The sequence below is a fragment of the Salinimicrobium maris genome (assembly GCF_049680855.1).
GTDB lineage: Bacteria > Bacteroidota > Bacteroidia > Flavobacteriales > Flavobacteriaceae > Salinimicrobium.
The window spans coordinates 690267-712854 of record NZ_JBMPGS010000002.1; the positions used below are offsets into that span (position 1 = coordinate 690267).

Annotated in this window: 19 protein-coding genes and 1 other RNA gene; 12 read left to right on the plus strand and 8 right to left on the minus strand. The window is 40.0% G+C overall.

Going from position 1 to position 22588, the window contains the following annotated elements; translation table 11 throughout:
* The first annotated feature begins 23 nt into the window (after nt 1–23).
* From ACOV1Q_RS08705 to ACOV1Q_RS08725, 5 genes are all read left to right on the plus strand, one after another.
* Nucleotides 24–2525, plus strand: a complete 2502-nt coding sequence (locus ACOV1Q_RS08705) for a PIG-L family deacetylase (RefSeq protein WP_424494010.1) — start codon at nt 24–26, stop codon at nt 2523–2525.
* Between the two features lie 199 nt (nt 2526–2724).
* Nucleotides 2725–4425: a sodium:solute symporter family protein gene (locus ACOV1Q_RS08710; RefSeq protein WP_424494011.1), complete on the plus strand. Its 1701-nt coding sequence runs from the start codon at nt 2725–2727 to the stop codon at nt 4423–4425.
* Nucleotides 4415–5389, plus strand: a complete 975-nt coding sequence (locus ACOV1Q_RS08715) for a Gfo/Idh/MocA family protein (protein WP_424494012.1) — start codon at nt 4415–4417, stop codon at nt 5387–5389. Before ACOV1Q_RS08710 ends, ACOV1Q_RS08715 begins: the two co-directional genes overlap by 11 nt.
* A gap of 146 nt (nt 5390–5535) precedes the next feature.
* Nucleotides 5536–8190, plus strand: coding sequence for a PAS domain S-box protein (locus tag ACOV1Q_RS08720; protein ID WP_424494013.1), 2655 nt, complete (start codon nt 5536–5538; stop codon nt 8188–8190).
* 18 nt (nt 8191–8208) lie between these two features.
* Nucleotides 8209–8586, plus strand: coding sequence for a response regulator (locus tag ACOV1Q_RS08725; protein ID WP_424494014.1), 378 nt, complete (start codon nt 8209–8211; stop codon nt 8584–8586).
* A 166-nt stretch (nt 8587–8752) separates the two neighbouring features.
* On the opposite strand, the gene ACOV1Q_RS08730 is transcribed toward ACOV1Q_RS08725, so the two are convergent.
* The 3 genes from ACOV1Q_RS08730 to ACOV1Q_RS08740 form a co-directional block, all read right to left on the minus strand.
* Entirely contained in the window at nt 8753–9598 is an 846-nt protein-coding gene (locus ACOV1Q_RS08730) for a DUF2911 domain-containing protein (RefSeq protein ID WP_424494015.1), read from the minus strand.
* Between the two features lie 121 nt (nt 9599–9719).
* On the minus strand, nt 9720–10430 hold the full coding sequence (kdsB, locus tag ACOV1Q_RS08735) for a 3-deoxy-manno-octulosonate cytidylyltransferase (RefSeq protein ID WP_424494315.1): 711 nt from the start codon (nt 10428–10430) through the stop codon (nt 9720–9722).
* Between the two features lie 100 nt (nt 10431–10530).
* Nucleotides 10531–11967, minus strand: coding sequence for an ATP-dependent DNA helicase (locus ACOV1Q_RS08740; RefSeq protein ID WP_424494016.1), 1437 nt, complete (start codon nt 11965–11967; stop codon nt 10531–10533).
* Between the two features lie 112 nt (nt 11968–12079).
* Here ACOV1Q_RS08740 and ACOV1Q_RS08745 point away from each other — a divergent pair, with 112 nt between their 5' ends.
* From ACOV1Q_RS08745 to ACOV1Q_RS08760, 4 genes are read left to right on the plus strand one after another with little or no spacing between them, the layout of a single operon-like run.
* On the plus strand, nt 12080–12730 hold the full coding sequence (locus ACOV1Q_RS08745; RefSeq protein ID WP_424494017.1) for a hypothetical protein: 651 nt from the start codon (nt 12080–12082) through the stop codon (nt 12728–12730).
* 25 nt (nt 12731–12755) lie between these two features.
* Entirely contained in the window at nt 12756–13544 is a 789-nt protein-coding gene (locus ACOV1Q_RS08750; protein WP_489686611.1) for a DUF3822 family protein, read from the plus strand.
* Nucleotides 13541–14080, plus strand: a complete 540-nt coding sequence (locus ACOV1Q_RS08755; protein ID WP_424494019.1) for an RsmD family RNA methyltransferase — start codon at nt 13541–13543, stop codon at nt 14078–14080. The genes ACOV1Q_RS08750 and ACOV1Q_RS08755 overlap by 4 nt, the downstream gene beginning before the upstream one ends.
* A gap of 4 nt (nt 14081–14084) precedes the next feature.
* Nucleotides 14085–14462: a hypothetical protein gene (locus tag ACOV1Q_RS08760; RefSeq protein ID WP_424494020.1), complete on the plus strand. Its 378-nt coding sequence runs from the start codon at nt 14085–14087 to the stop codon at nt 14460–14462.
* Here ACOV1Q_RS08760 and rnpB read toward each other — a convergent pair.
* An RNA gene (rnpB, locus tag ACOV1Q_RS08765) (RNase P RNA component class A) lies at nt 14460–14798 on the minus strand. The genes ACOV1Q_RS08760 and rnpB overlap by 3 nt on opposite strands.
* Before the next feature lie 227 nt (nt 14799–15025).
* Here rnpB and ACOV1Q_RS08770 point away from each other — a divergent pair.
* Entirely contained in the window at nt 15026–16834 is a 1809-nt protein-coding gene (locus ACOV1Q_RS08770; protein WP_424494021.1) for a DNA polymerase III subunit gamma/tau, read from the plus strand.
* Nucleotides 16834–17415 (plus strand): MiaE family protein, encoded by a 582-nt coding sequence (locus tag ACOV1Q_RS08775; RefSeq protein WP_424494022.1) that lies wholly within the window; start codon nt 16834–16836, stop codon nt 17413–17415. The genes ACOV1Q_RS08770 and ACOV1Q_RS08775 overlap by 1 nt, the downstream gene beginning before the upstream one ends.
* On the opposite strand, the gene ACOV1Q_RS08780 is transcribed toward ACOV1Q_RS08775, so the two are convergent.
* From ACOV1Q_RS08780 to pdxH, 4 genes are read right to left on the minus strand one after another with little or no spacing between them, the layout of a single operon-like run.
* Complete coding sequence (locus ACOV1Q_RS08780; RefSeq protein WP_424494023.1) at nt 17412–18311, minus strand: Ppx/GppA phosphatase family protein; 900 nt, start codon at nt 18309–18311, stop codon at nt 17412–17414. The two genes, ACOV1Q_RS08775 and ACOV1Q_RS08780, sit on opposite strands and share 4 nt — an antisense overlap.
* Nucleotides 18308–20398: a polyphosphate kinase 1 gene (gene ppk1 / locus ACOV1Q_RS08785; protein ID WP_424494024.1), complete on the minus strand. Its 2091-nt coding sequence runs from the start codon at nt 20396–20398 to the stop codon at nt 18308–18310. Before ppk1 ends, ACOV1Q_RS08780 begins: the two co-directional genes overlap by 4 nt.
* A 3-nt stretch (nt 20399–20401) precedes the next feature.
* On the minus strand, nt 20402–20887 hold the full coding sequence (locus ACOV1Q_RS08790; RefSeq protein WP_424494025.1) for a SixA phosphatase family protein: 486 nt from the start codon (nt 20885–20887) through the stop codon (nt 20402–20404).
* Nucleotides 20888–20889: 2 nt separating this feature from the next.
* The gene (pdxH, locus tag ACOV1Q_RS08795) at nt 20890–21537 is read right to left on the minus strand and encodes a pyridoxamine 5'-phosphate oxidase (RefSeq protein WP_424494026.1); all 648 of its coding nucleotides are present in this window, start codon (nt 21535–21537) and stop codon (nt 20890–20892) included.
* 505 nt (nt 21538–22042) lie between these two features.
* On the opposite strand from pdxH, the gene ACOV1Q_RS08800 reads away from it, so the two are divergent.
* Nucleotides 22043–22561 carry a hypothetical protein gene (locus tag ACOV1Q_RS08800; protein ID WP_424494027.1) on the plus strand — a complete coding sequence of 173 codons (519 nt, stop codon included), beginning with the start codon at nt 22043–22045 and terminating at the stop codon, nt 22559–22561.
* Nucleotides 22562–22588 lie beyond the last annotated feature (27 nt).

Sequence of the window (22588 nt, forward strand, 5' to 3'; positions counted from 1 at the left end):
GGATTCAGAAATAAACCCTTTTCATGCGTAAGATCTTCGCCCTTTTTCTAATACTCTTTTCAACCGCCTTACAAGCTCAACAGCCCGAAAAATTAAACTCTTCCGAAATTTTTAAAAAGATCCAGAAACTCAACTTTTTGGGTACTGTATTATATGTCGCGGCCCATCCCGATGATGAAAACACCCGGCTTATCTCCTACCTTAGCAATGAACTGAATGCCACTACCGGTTATCTTTCTTTAACCCGCGGCGATGGCGGACAGAATTTAATTGGTCCGCAGCTTAGGGAATTGCTGGGCGTTATTAGAACCCAGGAGCTTCTTGCCGCCCGAAGAATTGACGGCGGAGAACAATTTTTTACGCGCGCCAATGACTTTGGTTACTCAAAACACCCCAATGAAACCCTGGAAATATGGAATAAAGAAGAAGTTCTAAAAGATGTTGTGCGTACCATTAGAAATTTCAAGCCAGATGTGATCATTAACCGGTTTGATCATACCACTCCCGGTTCTACGCACGGTCACCACACCTCATCGGCTATGTTGAGTGTGGAAGCATTTAAACTTGCAGAAGAAGATTTTCAAACGATGGAAGCAGGAGAACCCTGGCAGCCAAAAAAGCTGTTTTTCAATACTTCTCCCTGGTTCTATGAAAGCCAGGAAGCTTTTGAAGCTGCAGATAAATCAAAGTTCATATCTTTTGACACGGGACAGTATTTTCCGTTACTGGGCTTATCGAATACAGAAATTGCTTCACTTAGCCGCAGCCAGCATCGTTCCCAGGGTTTTGGAAGTACCGGTTCCCGCGGAAGCCAAACAGAATATATTAAATTAATTGCCGGGGAGCATCCCAAAAACAACGGGAATTTATTTGAAGGAATTAATACCAGCTGGAGCAGGATCAAAGGCGGAAAAGCCATTGGAGATATCCTTCAAAAAGTGGAAAAAAATTATGATTTTCGGAATCCTGCCGCAAGTGTTCCTCAACTTGTAAAAGCATACAAGCTTATTGAAGATCTGGAAAACCAGCATTGGAGAGAATTAAAGTCTGAACAAATTAAAGAAGTCATTGCCGCCGCCGCCGGATTGTATTTGGAAGCAGTTTCAGAAACAGCCATTAGCACAAGAGGCGAAGAAGTGAAATTACGCTTAGAAGCCATTAACCGCAGTTCAGGAAAAATGGAACTTAGGACCATTATTGTCAATCCCATAAACAACAGCATTTCACCTTCAAAAATGCTGGGCAACAACCAGGACTGGCAACAGGAAATTACTATTAAAATACCAGATTCTGCAGCATATTCGAGTCCGTATTGGTTAGAGGAAGAAGGAACTTTGGGATTGTATAAAGTAGAAAACAAAGAACTCATTGGCCTGCCGGAAACTCCGCAACAGTTTAGTGTAACCTTCAATGTAGACTTCAACGGGACCAGCATTCCATTTACAAGAAATATTGTTTATAAACAGAACGATCCTGTCTTCGGGGAAATGTATCAGCCGTTTGAAATCGTTCCTGAAGTTTCAGTTTCCCTCGCAAATGATGTGGAGATCTTTGCAGATAGTGCATCTAAAATGATACCCGTCACTGTAAAAGGTTCTAAAAATGGCATTTCCGGAAGCTTATTTCTAAAGCATTCTCCCGGCTGGAAAGTTTCCCCTGAATCTTATGATTTTCTTCTTTCTGAAAAAGGAGAAGAGCAAACCTTCATGTTCAAAGTAACGCCGCCGGCAGAACAGGAAGAAACGACGATTTCTCCCCAAGCCGTAATAGATGGAGAGCATTTTTCAGAAGAAATTGTAACGATTGATTTTGAACATATTCCGCTTCAAACCCTGGTGTTACCCTCTAAAGCAAAAGTGGTAAAACTGGATATCCAAAAAAGGGGAAATTTGATCGGGTATATTTCAGGTGCGGGAGATGTGGTTCCGCAGGCACTAGAGCAAATCGGTTACAGAGTGGAAAACCTAACTGTAGAAGAAATTTCCGAAGAAAATCTCCAAAGGTTTGATGCCGTTGTGATGGGAATTAGGGCTTACAACGTGTTGGAGGATTTGAAATACCGCCAGGATGAGCTTTTCAATTATGTAAAGAACGGCGGAAATATGATCGTACAGTATAACACAAACCGCGGCATGGTGACCAATCAACTGGCTCCTTTTTCACTGGAACTTTCAAGAGACCGGGTAACAGATGAAAATGCCCCCGTCGAATTTCTTGTACCTCAACATCCTGTTTTGAATTCCCCAAATAAGATCACTGCTGAAGATTTTAGCGGATGGGTACAGGAGCGCGGATTGTATTTTCCCGATGCCTGGGCGCCGGAATTTACTCCGGTTCTTTCTATGCATGATGAAGGTGAAACGCCAAAACAGGGCAGTTTGCTTGTCGCGCCTTTCGGAAAAGGTTATTACATCTACACCGGGTTAAGTTTTTTCAGGGAATTTCCTGCGGGAGTGCCGGGCGCTTTCAGGCTTTTTGCCAATATGATCTCCCTTGGGAAGGATGAAATAAATGAAAACCAGTAAACTTAGATAAGGCAACTTTTAAATTTAGAAAGATCACTTGTGGAAATGAAAAACCAGGATTCAGAAAATACTAGTTCCCGACCGATCTTACCAGAAAAGCCGGAAAAATACCGCTGGAAAAAATCTTATACGATGGTGCTCATCGCAAATACGGCCTATATTCTTTTGTTTTATTTTCTAATGAACATGTTCTCATAATATGCAGGAAATCGACTGGATCATTCTTATAGGCACCCTTGTTTTCATAGCGGGTTATGGAACCTATAAAACCCGTGGCAGCAATAATGTCCAGGACTACATTAAAGGTGGAGACAATACCAAATGGTGGACCATTGGGTTATCTGTCATGGCCACGCAAGCCAGTGCAATCACCTTTCTTTCCACTCCCGGCCAGGCATATCATGACGGGATGGGATTTGTTCAGTTTTATTTTGGTTTGCCAATTGCCATGATCATCATCTGCATGGTATTTATTCCCATTTACCACAGGCTCAAGGTTTATACAGCATACGAGTACCTTGAATCGAGATTTGACCAGAAAACCAGAACTCTTACTGCACTGCTTTTTCTTACCCAACGCGGACTTTCGGCCGGGATTACAATTTTTGCACCCGCCATTATCCTTTCTGCCGTGCTGGGCTGGGACCTTACCACGCTCAATATTCTTATTGGAGTACTGGTCATTATTTACACGGTTTCGGGAGGAACAAAAGCTGTGAATGTGACTCAAAAACAGCAAATGGGCGTCATATTCCTGGGAATGTTCACCGCCTTCTTTTTAATCCTGAGTTATCTTCCCGAGGAAATTAATTTTACCAACGCACTTAATATTGCCGGTGCCAGCGGAAAGATGGACATTCTTGATTTTTCCTTTGATTTTGAAAACCGCTACACGTTTTGGAGCGGCATCATAGGCGGTACTTTTCTTGCCCTCTCCTATTTTGGTACAGACCAAAGCCAGGTGCAACGGTATCTCTCCGGAAAAGATGTGCGTACCAGTCAGCTGGGACTTATTTTCAACGGACTTCTAAAAGTTCCCATGCAGTTTTTTATTCTGCTGGTAGGAGTCATGGTTTTTGTTTTTTACCAGTTCAACGCTGCACCGTTAAATTTCAATCCTGCGGCTACAGATGCAGTTCATGAATCTCAATATTCTGAACAGTACCAGGATTTGGAAAGGGAATTAAAAGAGATTCAGGAACAACAACAAACCAGGACCCTTCAGTTTGCAAGAGGTTCCAAAAATGCCATTTCTGAAGGTAATTATAAAAATGAAATGCTTCAGCTGAACAAGTTGGAAATTGAAAAAAGGGAACAAGCCCGCACTTTAATTGCAGCGGCCAGTGGGAAAGTGGAAACAAATGATAAAGATTATGTTTTCATTCATTTCATCCTGAACAACCTTCCGCGGGGATTGATTGGTCTTTTACTGGCGGTAATTCTTTCTGCGGCCATGTCTTCAACCGCTTCAGAATTAAATGCGCTTTCAACCACCACCATGATCGACCTTTACAAAAGAAATATACATGGAAAATCTGAAGATCATTACGTAAAAGCTACAAAATGGTTCACTTTGGGCTGGGGTGTGATTGCCATTGCTTTTGCCAGTATTGCTGATCTTTTCGACAATCTCATTCAGCTTGTAAATATTATTGGTTCCATTTTCTACGGGAATGTGCTTGGTATTTTTCTTTTGGCTTTTTTCATTAAAGCGGTACGGAGTAATGCTGTTTTTACAGCAGCCATTATTACGCAAATTATCATTATTATAATTTGGTGGGTAGATGTAATGCCATACCTATGGCTCAACCTGGCAGGATGTGGATTAGTAATGGGAATTGCCTTTCTCATACAGGCATTCACTCCGCCACAGGAAAATAATTTAGCAAATGCAGAATAAAACAATTAAATGGGGAATTTTAGGTCCGGGAAAAATTGCAGGAAAATTTGCCAAAGGCCTTCAGGAAGTTAAGAACGCCGAACTCTATTCTGTAGGCAGTAGATCTTTGGAAAGGGCGCAAGGTTTTGCACAAGAATGGAGTGCCAAAAAGTTCTTCGGATCTTATGAGGAGATGCTGAAAGATGAACAGCTGGACGTGGTATATATCGCAACTCCTCATGTCTTCCATTTTGAACATACGCTGCTTTGCCTTCAGCATAAAAAAGCTGTGCTGTGCGAAAAACCTTTTGCCATCAATAAACAGCAGGTAGAGGAAATGATTGCAACAGCAAGAAGAGAAAATGTTTTTCTGATGGAAGCTATGTGGACGCAGTTCTTACCACATTTTCAATTTGTGATGGACGTTATTAGCTCAAAAAAATATGGCAAAATTAAGAACCTCAAAGCAGATTTTGGATTTAGTGCCCCTTTTGATCCAAAAAGCCGACTTTTTGATATCAATCTTGGAGGAGGAAGCTTACTAGACATTGGAATCTACCCTATTTTTATGGCACTTAGCAGTCTGGGAAGCCCCCAGAAGATCACTGCAAATGCCACTTTTGGAGCCACAGGCATTGATGAAGACTGTGACATAATCTTTCACTATCCAGATGCTGTTACCGCAGAAATTGGCAGCAGCATAATTAAAAAAACTCCAACCACAGCGATAATTATCTTCGAAAAAGCGATTTTAACCATACATTCCAGGTTTCACGAACCTTCTTCAGTAATGATTGCTACAGAAAATGAGGAGATTGTTAAAGAATTCGGTGTCACCTCAAATGGTTATAATTTTGAAGCAGCCCACGTTCAGGAAATGTTGTACCAGGGGAGCATTGAAAGTGACCAGATGACTTTTGCAAAAAGCCTGGAACTTATTGGACTGCTGGATGAAGTTCGGAAAAAAATTCACCTGGAATATTAATTCCGTGGGAATTCTCTTCATCACCCTAAATTGAGCCGTAGTAAACTCTGCCCTTTTATAGTTTTAGCTTTTTCTTAAGAAGGAAAGCTGGAAAAGAAAGAATATATTAGTTGCCCCTAAAAGACGCTTAAAAAAGAATTTAATTTATGGTCCATACCTCCGGAGATTCGAGGGATTATAACAGCACACCAATTGCAGCAAAACATCAGGCAGCGGCTATTACCAGTACTGTGCAGGAGCCTTTGCTTGTTCTTGACAAAAACTTGAAGGTAATATCTGCCAGTATTAGCTTTTGTACCAGTTTTAACCTGGAAAATGCTTCTATTGAAGGAAAATCTTTTTTTGACCTTGGAAACAGAGATTGGGACATTCCGCAGCTTAAAGAGTTATTAAACGCAGTACTACAGGAAAATACGAGGATAGAAAACTTTGTTTTAACCCATAATTTCCCACAGCTAGGATTACGGTCCCTCCTAATAAATGCAAATGAATTCAAATTGGGTAATATAGAGGAAACACACCTGCTTTTATCCTTAAAAGATACAACCTACTTAGATGCCGGGCAACAGCAGGAAGCTTTATATTTTAACAGGTTTGGTGATATTCTCACCAATTCCCCTGCAATGATATGCATACTGAAAGGGCCAAATCATATTTTCGAAATTGCCAATGAAATGTATCATCAGCTCATTGGGAGAGACAATATCATTGGCAAGACGGTAAAGGAAGTCTTACCGGAAATTGAAGGCCAGGGTTTCCTTCAGATGTTAGATAAGGTGTATTCTTCTGGTGAACCCTTTATAGGAAATGAAATACCTATAAAATTGGATGCGGGCGAGGGAACACTAAAAAATTCTTATCTCGATTTCGTTTATCAGCCTATCCTGGATTCCAAAGGTGAGGTGGAAGGTATATTTGTACATGTAGTTGATGTAACTGAAAAAGTAGAATCCAGGAAGAAAGTAGAAGAGAACGAAAGTCTCCTTAAGGAAATGATCGATACGGTGCCTGCTATTATCTGGATCACAGATAAAGATGGGCGCAGCACATATTTAAACGAGAACTGGTACGAATATACCGGGCAATCTACTAAGGACGCTGAAGGTTTTGGATGGCTTAATGCCGTCCATCCGGAAGACAGGTTAAGTGCCGAAGAACAGTTCAAAAAAGCAAATGACAATCAAACGGCGCTTAGTATCAATTATCGATTGCGAACAAGTGAAGGAGACTATAGGTGGGTTATGGACAGGGGTCAGCCAAAATTTCTAAGTGATGGCACCTATGAAGGTATTGTTGGTACTGTAGTAGACGTGCATGAAGAAAAAATTCAGGAACAGCTTATCCGCGAAAAAGAGCATAGAATACGTAGTATTGTTGAAGAAGCCACTGTGGCGACCGCTGTATATACGGGCAAGGACTTAAATATAGAACTGGCCAATGATGCCATGATAAAACTGTGGGGGAAAGACCCTTCTGTGATAGGCAAAAATCTTGAAGATGCTTTACCCGAGCTGGAAGGACAGCCTTTCATTGGTCTGCTCCAGGAGGTTTATTCTACCGGTGAAACTTATTGGGGAAAAGAAGACAAAGTAGATTTGATGATTGGTAACAAGCTGCAAACCGGCTATTTTAACTTTACCTATAAGCCTCTGCGTGATGAGAAAGGGAATATCTATGGCATTTTGAATATGGCCATAGATGTCACTGAAATGGTGAAATCAAAAAACCTCCTTAAGGAAAGTGAATCCTATTTTAGGCAAATGGCAGACCTGATGCCAGATAAGGTTACAAATACCGACCCCGAGGGTAATTTCATCTACTTCAACCAAAACTGGCTGCATTACACAGGATTTACAAGTGAAGAACTTTACACCAATTTCTGGACACATCTGGTACATCCAGATGATCTCGAGGAAATGAGAAAAAACTGGAAAGAATCTTTAGAAACCGGAAATGATTTCGAAACTGAAGTTCGATATATTAACAGGTACGGGAAATACAAATGGCACTTAAGCAGAGCCGAAGCTGTTAAAGATGAGCATGGCAAGATAAAAATGTGGATTGGCACAAATACAGAAATTCACAAATTAAAAGAAGAAGAAAAGAGGAAAGAAGATTTCCTCAAAATGGTAAGCCACGAACTTAAAACCCCGGTGACTTCAATAAAGGGCTATGTACAGCTTTTACTAACGCTGCTAAATAGCGACGAGGAAATTTCAACATTTAAGCTCCCTCTAAGGCCTTCCCTTGAAAGAATTGATCATCAAATAAGTCGTTTAACCCGCCTTATTTCAGAAATGCTAGATCTTTCCCGTCTTGAAGAGAATAAGTTGGAACTTCAAAAAGAAAAATTCAGTATTAATGATCTGGTAACAGAGACCGTACAGGATATCAACTATACCAACACACAGCACCGCATAAGCATTGAACATGATTTTAAATGCGAGGTCTTTGCCGACAGAGACAGAATTGGGCAGGTCTTAATCAATTTCATCACAAATGCCATAAAATATTCGCCGGACAGTCGGGATATTGGAATCAAAATAAGCAAGTCAAAAAACAACCAGGTCTCAGTAAGTGTAAGGGACCAGGGAATTGGAATAGATAAGAAAAACCATAAGAATATCTTCAAGCGCTTTTATCGTATTGGGGGAAAAAGTGAAGAAACCTATTCAGGATTTGGGATAGGATTATACCTCGCAAATGAAATCATAGAACGTCATGAAGGGGCTATAAGCGTTAAAAGTAAAAAGGGTAAAGGCTCAGATTTTTGTTTCACATTGTCTGTAGCCAAAGAATAGTAAAATTAGAATAGAAAAATGGCTGAGAAAAAAACAATTTTGGTAGTAGATGATGATTCGGGCATTGGAGACATGCTCAAGACTTTACTGGAATTTTATGATTATGAAGTTTATGTCACTGAGGAACCAGAGAAAACTAAAACTCTTATCCAGGAGCACGATGTAGACCTTGTAATGCTAGATATGCTCATTTCTGGGGTGAACGGTACAGATGTTTGCTCGAGAATAAGAGAAAATGAAGCAACCGCAAACACGCCTGTAATTATGATGTCTGCTTTGCACAATGCGGGACCAAAATGCAAAGACGCGGGAGCTAATGACTTTATAGCAAAGCCCTTTGAAATGGAAGATCTAATCAAGAAGATCAACAGCATTTTGGAAAATCCGAACTCCTAAAATAAAAAAACTGCCTGAAAAATCTCTTTTTCTCCACCTGTCCCCGAAGCTTCGGAATTTCAGGTTCTTTTAAATTATTGGCTTAAAATCTGAGTTTTGCAATTAAACTCAGCAGACGTTTAAAAGATTTTTCAGGCAGTTTTTCTAAAAATGGAATACTATGGTTTTACATAGCTCCCCATTCTTTTAAAGAATCGGTATTCATTTTTACATAATCTTTATTTCCTGCATTTTCGGCGGCGGCCAAAGATTTTTTTGCTGTAGCAATAGCTTCATTCTTCTTGCCCATATCGGCCTCAATTAAAGATTTTCTCCGAAGCACCCAAAAAGCTTCTTCCCCTCCCATTTCCACGGCTTTTGTGATCCATTCATGAGCTTTCTTCAAATCTTTGTCGGCAGAATGATAATAACTTGCTGCTGCAAAATAATCGTTTGCTCCCGGCCCATTCATGACTTTTTCAATACTTGCCATTGTTGCAGCATCTGTAGGCACTTCAAATGGAAGAATAGCTACCTTGTTTTCCCATATGAAATTCAAATTTGCTGAATCATTTTTCAGTTCATCGATTATGATAGTAAAAGTTTCCATAGAGAAAGGCAGTTCCTCAAGTTGGGCTGTAGCCCGTAATGCTATATTTTCCTCCTTCCATTCCGCTGGTAAACCCCAGTTATTGATGTCTTTATAAAAGATCACTTCCCACTCATTTTCCTTCGGAATTGTATAAATGGAATACGTCCCCTGTTCCAGTTCCTGGCCGTCTATTGTTATTTTTTCACTGAAACTAACAGTAGTGTTCTCATTGGCACCCGTTCTCCATATTTCGTTATAAGGTACAAGGTCTCCAAAAATGGTACGACCTCTCATCCCCGGGCGTGAATATTTAACGGTAACGTCTGTAAGGCCTACCTTTTGTTCAATTTTTCCAGTGGGACTGGGTTGTGGTACCTGTACCTGGCTCATGCCCGAAAAAGAAATGAGTCCTGCGCAAAGAATTAAAAAAATGTTTTTCATGTTTAAATGTGTTGGTTTTTCCAAAGATATAGAATTCCCTCCTTCACCTAACACAGTTTTCTTATCTAGAAAACGGTGAGAAAATATTTTTTTCCATAAAAAACCTTCAAAAATAACTTTTTTAAAACATTTTCCGGGCTTCTTCTAAGTCTTCGGGAGTGTCAATACCAACACCCTTGACGCTGGTTTCCACCATTTTTATATTATGCCCATATTCGAGGTAACGAATGCATTCAATTTTTTCTGTCGCTTCCAGTTCAAGCATAGGTAACCTGTAGAAATCCATTAAAGCCTGTTTCCGAAATGCATAAATCCCAATATGTTTGAAATAAGTTACCCCGGAAGCTTTTTCCCGCGGATACGGAATTGGAGATCGCGAAAAATAGAGAGCAAAATTATCTTTGTTGGTGATCACCTTCACATTGTTCGGGTTATCAATATCCTTCTGCTGCGTTAAAGGCGTTTTTAGCGAAGCGAGGTCAATTTTTTCAGCATCGTTCCCGCGGAATACCTCTAAAACTTTTCGTAAGCTCTCGCTGTCTATCATAGGTTCATCGCCCTGCACGTTTACCACGATATCCACATCCATTTCCTCAACAGCTTCCGCAATGCGATCACTCCCGCACTCATGCTCCTTTTTTGACATGAGGGCATTGCCACCAAAAGATTTTATTTCCGAAAAAATGATATCACTGTCGGTTACTACATAAACTTCTTCAAAAAGAGAAGTGTTGACGGCGGCTTCATAGGTTCTTCTAATCACGGTTTTCCCATGTAAATCCTGCATTAATTTCCCCGGAAATCTTGCCGCAGCATATCTTGCAGGGATCATGGCTATTATTCTTAATGGTTTTTTGTTCAAAACAGTAAAATTTATTTAAAAGAGCTTTTAAAATGCCATTTTTAAATGGCCAATTTTCAGGAATTAACAATTAATCCAGCTCAAAAGAGTCATTTTTAAAACCTATTAGATAAAGTTTTTCCTTGGCTCGTGTAACAGCTGTATAGAGCCAGCGCAGGTAATCTTTATCAATTCCATTGGGCAAATAAGGTTGCTCCACAAATACCGTGTGCCACTGTCCTCCTTGTGATTTATGACAGGTCATCGCGTATGAAAATTTAATTTGAAGGGCATTGAAGTATCTGTTGTTCTTCACCTTTAGGAATTTCTTATATTTCGTAGTTTCCTCTACATAATCTTTCATTACTTCCTGGTAAAGCGCATTTGATTCTTCATAGGTGAGAGATGGATTATTACTTTCTAGCGTATCTAAAAGTACCACCGTTTCAAAGGGTTTCATGTTTGGGTAATCCACCATTTGCACCTTCACCTCGGCAAATCTAAAACCATACAATTCCTTGATCGCAAAGATTTCAAGCACTTTAACAATATCTCCATTCGCTATAAAACCCGCTTCGCTGTTGGGCTTGATCCAAAAATAGTTGTTCTTGACCACCATAAGATAATCTCCGGCAGAAATTTCTTCTTCCTGAAACAAAATCCTATTACGAATTTGCTGGTTATACATATTCGCTCTTTTATTTGACCGAACGATAATGGTCGTATCCTCGTGGCCCAGATTTCGGTAGGAATCTTCAATGGCTTCCATTATTTCGTGCCCGTCGATAAGCCTCACTACATCTTTTTGAGTGGTAAGCTGAAATTTAAATGATTCATAAAATTCCTCCCGCAGGGCTTCCCGAATTAGTGTGGCGTTTAAGAGAATATCGCTTTCCTCGCTTTGCCGTACTACCTCATCGAGTTCAATATGAGTGACTTCCTTGTTGTAATTATTCTGAAGTTTTTGTTCTTCCAGTGCAGGGCTCACTTCCAGTTTAACTGGCGGCAACTGCGCGGTATCTCCCATGAGAATGAGCTGGCATTTGTGCCCTGAATAAACGTACTGAATCAAATCGTCGAGCAAAGAACCATTTTCAAACATTTTGGCATCATTATTCACATCGGGAATCATGGAGGCTTCATCTACTATAAAAAGGGTATTTCTATGCTTGTTTGGCTGCAGTACAAATTGCACGCCCGCCCCCGACTTTTTCTTCGGAAAATAGATCTTCCGGTGAATTGTATGGGCTTCCCTTCCAGAGTAATTTGATATCACTTTAGCGGCCCTTCCGGTGGGAGCAAGCAGCACTCCGCTCTTTTTTACTTTCCATAAATTCTTGACAAGCGAACTTATTATGGTTGTTTTTCCAGTTCCGGCGAAGCCTTTAAGAAGAAAAACAGCATCCTTTTTTTCTTCAATAACGAAAGATGAAAGCTGTTGTAAAGCAATGTCCTGCTTCATCTTAGCTTCAAAACCAAGGTCTTTAATAAGTAAATTGTAGAAAGATCCGGCAGTCAATATCTCCATAAGTGCGTGTGAAATCTCAAAGATACTAATGATTTTTAGCAGAGAAACTTTTGCGAATAAAAAAAAGTTGTAGATTTGCGATGAACACTTATTAACTAAAATTTCACAAAGCATGAAACTTGTAATTCAATTACTTCTTTGGATTATTATCGTAGTCCTGGGATATCTTGTATTCAACGCAGTTTACGAGCCTATCCAATTCAATAAAATTAAAGAAAAGCGTTATGCTAAAGTAATTGAAAATCTTAAAGACATAAGAGCAGCCCAAATGGCTCACCGCCAGGTTACCGGAAGATTTGAAGAGGACTTTGATGATTTGGTAAGCTTTCTTGATACTGCCCAATATACCCTTACTCAACGTCGTGACACTACTTACCTTGACGAGGAATACCGAAGAACTTATGGAGTTGACAGGGAAGTGGAAGATGTAGTGATCGATACTTTAGGGTTCGCATCTGTTAAGGATTCTCTGTTTGGAAACAGCGACCGTTTTAGAACAATGATGAATGTTCCAATTGAAGGTGTAGATGCACAATTCGAGATGGACGCCGGTACAGTTACGAAAAATGAAAGTCAAATTCCTGTTTTTGAAGCCAGGATTGCTAAGAGCGTAGTACTTCATGATCTTGACAGGGAACTGGTAATGCAGGAAGAGGAAATAGTAGGTGTCGATGAAGTACCTGGAGCATTTTTATCTGTCGGCTCGATGAATGAAGTTAAGACGAGCGGGAACTGGCCATTAAGGTATGGGGATAACGAATAACCGCAAAGAAATAAAAAATATAAAGATGTCCATTCAGGTTAGCCTGAATGGACTTTCTTTTTGCGCCCTGGACAGGGAGCGAAACGCTGTAGTTTTCCTTAAACAACTGGATTTCGAAAAAAAATTGAATCCTATTGAAGTTTTGGCGCAAATTGAGAAAGTGTACTCGAAAGAGGCTTTCCTTCAAAAAATTCCGGGGGAAGTAGAGGTGCTGTTTTCAAATGATCTTTACACCATTGTGCCCGAAGAATTGTTTAGCGAAGAAAATGCTTCAGATTATTTGAAATTCAATACCAAGATTCTGGAAACAGATTTTGTTGCACATGATTACCTCAAGGAAACCGGTCTGGTAAATCTTTACATTCCGTACACCAATATCAACAACTACTTTTTCGACAAATACGGGGAATTTGAATATAGGCACAGCACCACCATTCTTGTAGAAGAATTTCTCAAAAAGAACAGTCACCAAACTGGGGAAGCAAAAATATTCCTGAATAATTATGCTTCGGGATATGATCTAATTGTAATTCAAAACGGCAAATTACTCCTTACCAATTCCTTTACCTGCGAGACTAAAGAAGATTTCATCTATTACCTCCTTTTCACTGCAGAACAGCTGGAATTAGATCCTGCTACCTTTGAACTCATATTACTGGGAGATATTTCAGAAGAATCTGAAGAATATAAGATAGCCTATACCTACGTTCGAAATATTTCCTTCCTGCCTACAGCTTTTGGTTTTATTTTTGAAGCCGAAGGCACACTGCCAATAGGTTATAAATTTTTTACATTATTTAAATCACTTCAATGAGAATTGTTTCAGGAATTCACAAAGGGAAAAAGATTTTTGCGCCAAAGAAGCTGCCGGTACGCCCCACGACAGATTTTGCAAAAGAAGCCCTCTTTAACATTCTGAACAACCATTACCATTTTTCGGCCTTGACGGTACTCGATCTTTTTAGCGGCACCGGCAATATCGCCTATGAATTTGCTTCCAGAGGAGCAGAATCTATAGTTGCTATAGACGGCCACTATGAATGCGTAAAATTTATCAACAAAACTTCTGCAGAACTTGAAATGCCCATAACTACTGTAAAGAGCGATGTGCAGAAATATCTTTCAGGAACGCCTTTTACTTTTGACATCATTTTTGCCGATCCTCCTTACAACTTTGATCTTGAATCTTTACAAAATATGGTGAGTACCACCTTTGAAAATAAGCTTCTAAAAGAGGAAGGAGTGCTTATTATAGAGCATTCAAAGAAGATGGACATGTCTACCGTTCCTCATTTCACCGAAGCCCGAAAATATGGAAATTCTGTTTTTAGTTTTTTCTTTGTAAATTAAACTCATGACTGCTTACATCAAGACGGTTGAATTATCATTCGTGGTTCTGCGCTTTCACGAAGGCTTTGTGGTGGCCCGCATCAAAAACGGCGTAGTATTGGATCATGAGAAACTTGATGAACTATTGAGAACTGTACAGAAATTTTTTAATGGCAAAAAGCACGTTTACATTTCAGAGAGAATAAACGATTACAATGTTGACCCATTAATATATCCACAACTTGTGCAGGAAAAAACGCTTAGCGGCATCGCAATTATTTGTAAAACAGCTGCAGCTGTAAAAGGCGCCAATTTCGAAAAAAAGTTTTCCAAAGTACCTTTTGAAGTCTTTATGGAATTTGAAGACGCACGGGAATGGGCTCTGGAGCTTTTGAAAAAATAAAAAAGCAGGCCTATAAGCCGGATTTTGTCTCCTAAGACCCGATTATTACCGGAAAGGATCCTTATCATTTATCTAAGATTACTGTTACCAGCAACCTTTAGCTGCCTACCCTCCGGCAACGGACGGGCAATCCTTAAATGCCGGTATACATGGCATTGCACCGCATAGAGTTTACCTGGTTTCACTACAGCATTACCTGTACATTCTTTCTGTTGCACTTGTCCTGGCCTCACGACCGGTGGGCGTTACCCACTATGCTGCCCTACGGTGTCCGGACTTTCCTCCCTCCCGCCCCAAATAATCTTGGGACGGGACAGCGATAAGGCGACCTGCTTTGCAGCAAATATACTACAGAAATACCATTTTTGAAGCTTCTGAATATTTCTTATTCCAAAGAATCGCTTCAGAAACTATCATTTTCGAAACACCCGTGTTGTCATCACGTTCATCTAATCTAGAGCTGCAGTTCATATCTCTATTAACCAGTATTTGTGGATAAAATAAAAGCTTTGTTCCCCTACTTCGCATTTGTATTTTTATATTTGCCCTGATAAAGAATTTCAATGGAGCATTTTGTAGTATCGGCGAGAAAATATCGCCCTCAAACCTTTAAAGATGTGGTGGGCCAGCAGGCGATCACCAACACATTATTGAATGCCATTGAACATGATCATTTGGCACAGGCACTGCTATTTACAGGCCCCCGCGGAGTGGGAAAAACTACCTGCGCCCGTATTCTTGCCAAAAAGATCAACCAGGAAGCCACCGAAAATCCGCAGGAAGATTTCGCTTTTAATATTTTTGAACTGGATGCCGCTTCTAACAACTCTGTAGATGATATTCGAAATCTTATCGACCAGGTAAGGATTCCGCCGCAGGTTGGAAAATACAAAGTTTATATCATTGATGAGGTACACATGTTATCCCAGTCGGCTTTTAACGCTTTTCTGAAAACACTTGAGGAGCCGCCAAAACATGCCATCTTTATTTTAGCAACTACAGAAAAACATAAGATCATCCCTACCATTCTTTCCCGTTGCCAGATCTTCGATTTTAAACGGATTACGGTAAAGGATGCTAAAGAATACCTAGCCTACATTGCAGAACAGGAAGGAATTGATGCTGAAGACGATGCATTGCACATCATTGCCCAGAAAGCCGATGGCGCCATGCGTGACGCCCTTTCCATTTATGACAGGGTAGTAAGTTTTAGCGGTAAGAACCTCACCCGCCAGGCGGTTACAGAAAACCTGAATGTTCTTGACTACGATACCTATTTAAGCGCAACAGATCTTATTCTGGAAAATGAGATCCCACAGCTGCTCGTGATGTATAATGAGATTTTGACCCATGGTTTCGACGGACATCATTTTATCGCTGGCCTCGCTTCACATTTTAGAGATTTGCTGGTTTGCAAAGATCCTAAAACGGTTAATTTGCTGGAGGTTGGAGAAAATACCAAAGTGAAATACTTTGAGCAGGCACAAAAAGCTTCCACTCTTTTTCTTCTGAAAGGAATTGAGCTGGCCAATGAATGTGATCTACAGTACAAAAACAGCCGAAACCAAAGACTGTTGGTAGAGCTTTGTCTTATGCAATTAGCCTCTGTCACGTTTGACGGAGAAAAAAAAAAGGATGAGCGCTTCATAATCCCGCCGTCTCATTTTACACAGGCACCACCTCCCCCGCCGGCTTTAAAACTTTCCAGTGAAGAAAAGTCAGTAATTACCAACAATGAATATTCAGAAGGAGATGCAGCACCTTCAGGTGAATCCCAAATTCCTTCCCCTGAAGTTGGAAAATCCTCCTGCCTTCCGGAAAAAGAAACTCCCAAAGAAGTAGAAGAAAAACCGGTTCAGGAGGAAGAACCGCAGCCCGCACCAACGCCTTCCGTAGCAATAAAAACACCCAAAAAGCGGGTTTCCGGCCTCTCTTTAAAAAGTATTCAGAAGAAAAAAGAACTGGAAGCCCAGCAGCGAAAAGCTGAAAAAGAAAGGGCTGTTGAGAAAGATGAGGATTTCACCGAAGCCCAGATGCAGGAAGCCTGGAAAGAGTTTGTAGAAATGCAGCATGAAAAAGGGGAAAAAATTCTTGCTTCGATCATGGAAACGGACACTCCTACGCTTGATGGGAAAAAGATCATACTGGAGTTGCCCAACGATACCATGAAACAGGAACTGGAAAGAGCACAATACCACCTGCTGGGACACATTAAGGACAAGCTTCAAAATACCCATATTAGCCTTGAAATTAAGGTAAATGAACAGGTTGCGAAGAAATATGCCTTTACTCCCATGGAGAAATATGAAAAACTGAGAGAAAAAAATGCGCTTATTGATAAACTGCGCACCACTTTTGATTTAGATATATAATGTTAGGTTTAAAACTTCCCACAGACCCAAGATGGGTGAATATAGTTGAGAAAAACATAGAGGAAATCCTCGTGGACCACGCCTGGTGCGAACAAAAAGCAGCTTCTACGGCTGTATCTCTTATTGTCACGTATCCTGAATATTCTGAACTCGTGACCGCAATGACGGCTTTGGTAAAAGAGGAAATGAGTCACTTTAAAATGGTTCACGAAAAGCTGCTTGAAAGAGGGCTGACTTTAGGAAGGGACCGAAAAGATGAATATGTGCTTCAACTGCTCAAATTTTTTCCAAAAGGAGGCAGCAGGTTGACAAATCTTACGCATCGCCTGTTGTACGCAGCCCTTATTGAAGCCCGCAGCTGTGAAAGGTTCCGGTTGTTGTCTGAAAAGTTAAATGACAAAGAACTGGCAGAATTCTACCGAAATTTAATGGTAAGCGAAGCCAATCATTATACCATGTTCCTGAATTTCGCCCGTAAATATGGTGATCGTAAAGAAGTAGACCAGAAATGGCAGGATTTACTGGAGTATGAAGCGGGGATCATGAAAGATCTTGGAACTTCAGAACAAATTCACGGTTAAACCGGGCTCTTGTTTTCCTGGTAAAGGGATTTAATAATCCCGTCAGATAATCCTATTTTTGGAACATGTATGCGACGCGCTCGTGTCCATTTCATGGCCGAGAGATAGATTTTTGCTGCCGGCACGATCACATCTGCCCTGTCCTGGTTCAGGTTCAGTTCAGTGATCCTTTCTTCATAGGTGAAAGATTGTAATAACTGGTAGTACGAACTGAGGTAGAAAAAACTCAGAGGTTTTCCATTAGATTTTCCGCTGCTCTTAAAAATGTTATTGATATTACCACCAGAACCAATTAAATCAATTCTAGAATATTTCTTGGTTACTTGCTTTATCCAGACTTCAACCTCATTCCAGGTTTCCTGGGTTACCATATCATTGAGTAACCGCACAGTTCCCAATTTAAAAGAACGTGACGCAATGGTCTCTCCACTGGAATATAAGGTGAATTCTGTACTTCCACCACCCACATCAACATAAAGGTAAGTTTTGTCATTTTTAATGAGCGTATGAAGATCTGTAGCTGCGATGATCGCTGCCTCATCATTTCCATCAATAATATTGATCTCAATACCGGTTTTCTGCTCTATAAGTTCTGCTACCTCATTCCCGTTTTGGGATTCCCTCATGGCCGAAGTGGCGCAGGCTTTGAATTTCTCGATCCTGTGTGATTTCATGAGCAGCTTAAAGGCCTGCATGGTATCTAACATACGGTTCACATTTTCTTCAGAAATTCTTCTGTTCAGAAAAACATCGGTCCCCAACCGGATAGGCACCCTCACAAGAGACGTTTTTTTGAATATGGGCTCCCGCCCTTCCAGCTCGGTAATGGTAGAAATAAGTAACCTTACGGCATTGGACCCTATATCTATTGCAGCATATTTCTTCTGAGTAATCAAGATTTTTCTTTTTGTATTTTTCTTAAATAATAATCATACAAGGCAAATTGAGATCTTAATGCAGGTTTGTTGTTACGTTTGTATGCATTGTCCTGGTTTTCGGAAATGATCCTTGCCTTTACATTGTCTTTCCAGCATATTTCAAAAGTATCAATCAATTCCTGCTGAATGGCCTCATCATAAATGGGGCAGGCAATTTCTACCCGAAGATCAAGGTTCCTGGTCATCCAGTCTGCCGAAGAAATATAAATCTTCTTGTTTCCACCATTTTCGAAGATGTAAAGCCGTGGATGTTCCAGGAATTTATCTACAATACTTATCACCTCAATATTTTCACTCATTCCTTTAATCCCGGGGATGAGGCAACAAATTCCGCGGACGATTAATTTAATCTTAACTCCTGCCCTGCTCGCCTCATACAGCTTATCAATCATTTCATAATCTGAAAGGCTATTGAGTTTCAGTCTTATTCCTGAAGGTTTTCCCACCGCCGCGTTTTCAATTTCTGTGGTAATAAGTTTGGTGAGCGCTGAACGGGTATAATGCGGAGAAACGATGAGATGTTTATACCGGTTGATTTTATAGTTTACCTCAAAGAAGTCAAAAACCTTGTTTACCTCCTTCAAAAGCCCCTGGTCTGCGGTAAAAAGGGTATAGTCTGAATAAATTCTTGCAGTGGATTCGTTAAAATTACCGGTACTTACAAAACCATACTTTTTCAGTTTCCCCTGTTCCTGTCGTTCAATCACACAAGCCTTGCAATGTACTTTTAAACCTTTTACTCCAAAAATGAGATTTACACCTTCTTTTTGAAGCTGCTCTGCATAATTAATATTGGCGACTTCGTCAAAGCGTGCCCTTAATTCTATTTGAACCGTGACTTTTTTACCATTTTTGACTGCATTGATAAGGGAACTGGCAATGTGCGAGATCTTGGCCAATCGGTAAATTGTGATCTTAATGGACCGTACTTTAGGATCAAGTGCAGATTCCCGCAGAAACTTTACGATATAAGAAAAATTCTGGTAAGGAGTATGCAGCAAAAAATCCCTCTCTGCAATACTCTTCAATAAACTCGTTTGCAGCACCAAACCTGGGATGGAAAGTGGCTCTATAGCCTCATATAATAATTCTTCCCTTCCCAGGCTGGGAAAGTTCATGTAATCTCTTCGGTTATGGTAACGTCCGCCTGGAATAATACTATCGGTCACGTCAATCCCCATTTTACTCATCAAATAATCCAGCGTATCCTGCTCTATGTTCATATCATACACGAAGCGCACCGGTTCTCCTTCTATCCTATCCTGAACGCTGGCCGTTATTTTTTCTATAAAAGTTTTGCTTAAGTCACTGTCAATATCAAGTTCAGCATCGCGAGTAATCTTGATCATATGCGCCGTCACACTTTCATATTCAAAAATGTTGAAAATAGAATGCAAATGAAACCTGATGAGATCATCCAGCAGAATGATGTACTGTTTTTTCCCCTCCTTTGGCAGCACCACAAATCGTTCAATGCTCCTGGGGATTTCAATTAATACATATTTTTTTTCTTTAGCGTATTTAACTCCATTTCCATTTTTTACAGGTTCTTTCATGACCATTTTAACGGCCAGGTAAGCTGCACTATCCTTCAATCGTGGTAATTCCGCAAGATCGTTTAAAATGATGGTCACCAGTGCCGGACTCACCTTTTGAAGAAAAAAATTCCGAAGAAACTTCTTTTGAGAATTCGAAACCTGTTTTTCATTAATGATGAAAATGTTATGATTCTTAAGCTGGTTATGAATAGAATCCAGGATTTTTAAACTGGTACTTTGCTGCTCAATCACGACCTGCGTGATCTCTTCAAGTAAGGTACTGGCTTTATAACCACCCAAAACACTTTTACCGCCTTTACCCGCAAGATCAATTCTTTTGATCGTTGCATACCGCACCTTAAAAAATTCATCCAGATTATTGGAAAATATTCCTAAAAAACGCAACCGCTCTATAAGCGGTACTGTTTTATCTGCAGCTTCCTGTAAAACCCGTGCATTGAACTGGAGCCAGCTTAATTCCCTGTTTACGTATTCGTTGTTCTGCATAGATTACCTTAAGTTCTTTGGAAACAAATATAGGAGCGTTTTGCCATTTTTAAGATTCTTCCATGAATTAGATTCAAATTCAATGACTACAAGTCCCGTAGTGGGAACATTGCCAAAAGTTTTGTCTCCTAAAGAATTCACCAGGCTGGTCATGGCAGGATTGTGCCCAAAAACCATTAATTGTGCTACATCATCATCACAAGACTCAATGACTTCCAGCAACTCCTTCTGATTAAATGTGTACAGATCTTCTTTTATTTGAAAATGTTCATCCTCAACTTTAAATTTATTTTTGAAAATACCTGCGGTTGTTTTGGCTCTTTCAGCATAACTCGTCCATATCAAAAATGGCTTTTTTAAAACACTTTTTAAGCCTTTAATCACAAGATCAGCATCCTTGTAAGCTCTTTTCTTTAAAGGTCGTTCATCATCTGGAAGGTCCTGCTTCCATGAAGATTTTCCATGTCTTCCGAGGATGAGTTTTTTCATAATTATGGCGCTAAACGGTCTATATTCCAGTTGGTATCATTTTCCTGGGTAAAGTAAATTCTGTCATGCAGCCTGTTTGCTCTTCCCTGCCAGAATTCAAATCGGGAAGGAATTACTTTATAACCTCCCCAGTGTGGTGGTTTGGGAACTTTCTTGCCTTCATATTTTTTTTCCAGAGCCTCCAATCGTTTCTCCAGGTAATCACGCGAGGAAATTACGCTACTTTGTTCTGAAGCCCAGGCTCCTAACTGGCTGCCCCTTGGGCGCGATTTAAAGTACTGCAATGATTCATCTTCCGAAGTTTTTTTAGCTATCCCGGTAATGATCACCTGCCGCTCAGACTGCGGCCAGAAAAAAGACAAACAAACCTTTGGATTGTTAGCGATGGATTTTCCTTTTTCAGAGAAGTAATTGGTGTAAAAAGTGAATCCCTCTTGATCATACTCCTTTAATAGTACAATTCTCGACTTCGGAAATCCATCAAGACCCACAGTGGAAACCGTCATTGTGTTGACTTCTTCCACTTCGCGGCTTGCTTCTATTTCATCAAGCCAAAGTTTAAAGAGCCGAAAAGGATCTAACGGGATCTCTTCTTCTAATAGTTTATGTTTCTCGTAGGATCGTCTATAATCGTGGAGGTTATTTTTCATTACTGCAATTTAAATTATTTATGCTGAAGACTGCAATAAAGATACTGGGAATATTAGAATTCTTCAATAGATAAGGATCCAAAAAGGGTGATTAAAACTGCTTTTTTGGAAGGTATGTCGGCAGATTATTTTCTGTTATCCATATACCCAAAATCAAAACATAAAAAGTAGTTGAAATAGGGATGACAAAACTGCATCTAGGGAAAACCCCTAGTTTCATATAGAAGTCATAACAACCTGTTAATATGTATTTTGTCCGTAAAAACGCACATTACATCTAAAAGATGAATATTTCTTTTTTTTAACAGAAAATTGAAGATAGTTTTACTTCAGAAATAATGATTTCTAATGCCCTTAAAATCTATTTATGAATCTTAAAAACCTAAACCGCACCACCCGATAAATTATTGATTTTTCTCGTTTTCCCGGAAGCCCCTTCTCCACAGGATCATCAAAAATCTAACTTCTACTTCATTTTTTGGCTGGCGACAGTAAAACATACATCATGGCATATCCTATAAAAAACAATCTCAATTACTTCCTCCTGGGAATGGCAGTCCTGTTTCTTTCCAATTCAGTAAAGACGCATGCTCAAAATTACCAGGTCACTAATCTTGAAGAACTCCAGGGAACTGTAGCAAATTCTAATCAGCGATATAGCAGCAATGAAATCGAGGAGCTGGAAAAGCTGGTTTACGGTTCAAATGCAACCATTATCATAAGTAATACCGGTGCCCAGATTTTAGGAAGCGGAGTTCCTACGGTTGCCGTTTTTGATACCAATAACCTTCAGGCGCTTCAAAAATCAAATCCAGATTTCAACTCGGTAAGACTGCTAAAATTAAAAGTTGATAGTTCTGCTGATTTAAAAAGATCCATTGATCTTTCTTCACTCAATGAATTTTCGAACCTTAAGTACATTCTGATTCAGTGTGCTTTTAACTGCAGCTCATCGCAATTACAAAATATATTCTCTAATGTGGGGAATAAGCGAATCGTTTACATGATCGCAACTCCAAAATAAAATATTTCCTGTCACCAACATCCGGTT

Bases quoted from the DNA above. Each gene is read 5' to 3' on its own strand.
- kdsB (WP_424494315.1), bottom strand. From the start codon at position 10,430: ATGATCCCTGCAAGATATGCTGCGGCAAGATTTCCGGGGAAATTAATG.
- ACOV1Q_RS08720 (WP_424494013.1), top strand. From the start codon at position 5,536: ATGGTCCATACCTCCGGAGATTCGAGGGATTATAACAGCACACCAATT.
- ACOV1Q_RS08705 (WP_424494010.1), top strand. From the start codon at position 24: ATGCGTAAGATCTTCGCCCTTTTTCTAATACTCTTTTCAACCGCCTTA.
- ACOV1Q_RS08760 (WP_424494020.1), top strand. From the start codon at position 14,085: ATGACTGCTTACATCAAGACGGTTGAATTATCATTCGTGGTTCTGCGC.
- ACOV1Q_RS08800 (WP_424494027.1), top strand. From the start codon at position 22,043: ATGGCATATCCTATAAAAAACAATCTCAATTACTTCCTCCTGGGAATG.
- ACOV1Q_RS08730 (WP_424494015.1), bottom strand. From the start codon at position 9,598: ATGAAAAACATTTTTTTAATTCTTTGCGCAGGACTCATTTCTTTTTCG.
- ACOV1Q_RS08710 (WP_424494011.1), top strand. From the start codon at position 2,725: ATGCAGGAAATCGACTGGATCATTCTTATAGGCACCCTTGTTTTCATA.
- ACOV1Q_RS08745 (WP_424494017.1), top strand. From the start codon at position 12,080: ATGAAACTTGTAATTCAATTACTTCTTTGGATTATTATCGTAGTCCTG.
- ACOV1Q_RS08775 (WP_424494022.1), top strand. From the start codon at position 16,834: ATGTTAGGTTTAAAACTTCCCACAGACCCAAGATGGGTGAATATAGTT.
- ACOV1Q_RS08715 (WP_424494012.1), top strand. From the start codon at position 4,415: ATGCAGAATAAAACAATTAAATGGGGAATTTTAGGTCCGGGAAAAATT.
- ACOV1Q_RS08740 (WP_424494016.1), bottom strand. From the start codon at position 11,967: ATGGAGATATTGACTGCCGGATCTTTCTACAATTTACTTATTAAAGAC.
- ACOV1Q_RS08725 (WP_424494014.1), top strand. From the start codon at position 8,209: ATGGCTGAGAAAAAAACAATTTTGGTAGTAGATGATGATTCGGGCATT.
- ACOV1Q_RS08750 (WP_489686611.1), top strand. From the start codon at position 12,756: ATGTCCATTCAGGTTAGCCTGAATGGACTTTCTTTTTGCGCCCTGGAC.
- pdxH (WP_424494026.1), bottom strand. From the start codon at position 21,537: ATGAAAAATAACCTCCACGATTATAGACGATCCTACGAGAAACATAAA.
- ACOV1Q_RS08790 (WP_424494025.1), bottom strand. From the start codon at position 20,887: ATGAAAAAACTCATCCTCGGAAGACATGGAAAATCTTCATGGAAGCAG.
- ppk1 (WP_424494024.1), bottom strand. From the start codon at position 20,398: ATGCAGAACAACGAATACGTAAACAGGGAATTAAGCTGGCTCCAGTTC.
- ACOV1Q_RS08755 (WP_424494019.1), top strand. From the start codon at position 13,541: ATGAGAATTGTTTCAGGAATTCACAAAGGGAAAAAGATTTTTGCGCCA.
- ACOV1Q_RS08770 (WP_424494021.1), top strand. From the start codon at position 15,026: ATGGAGCATTTTGTAGTATCGGCGAGAAAATATCGCCCTCAAACCTTT.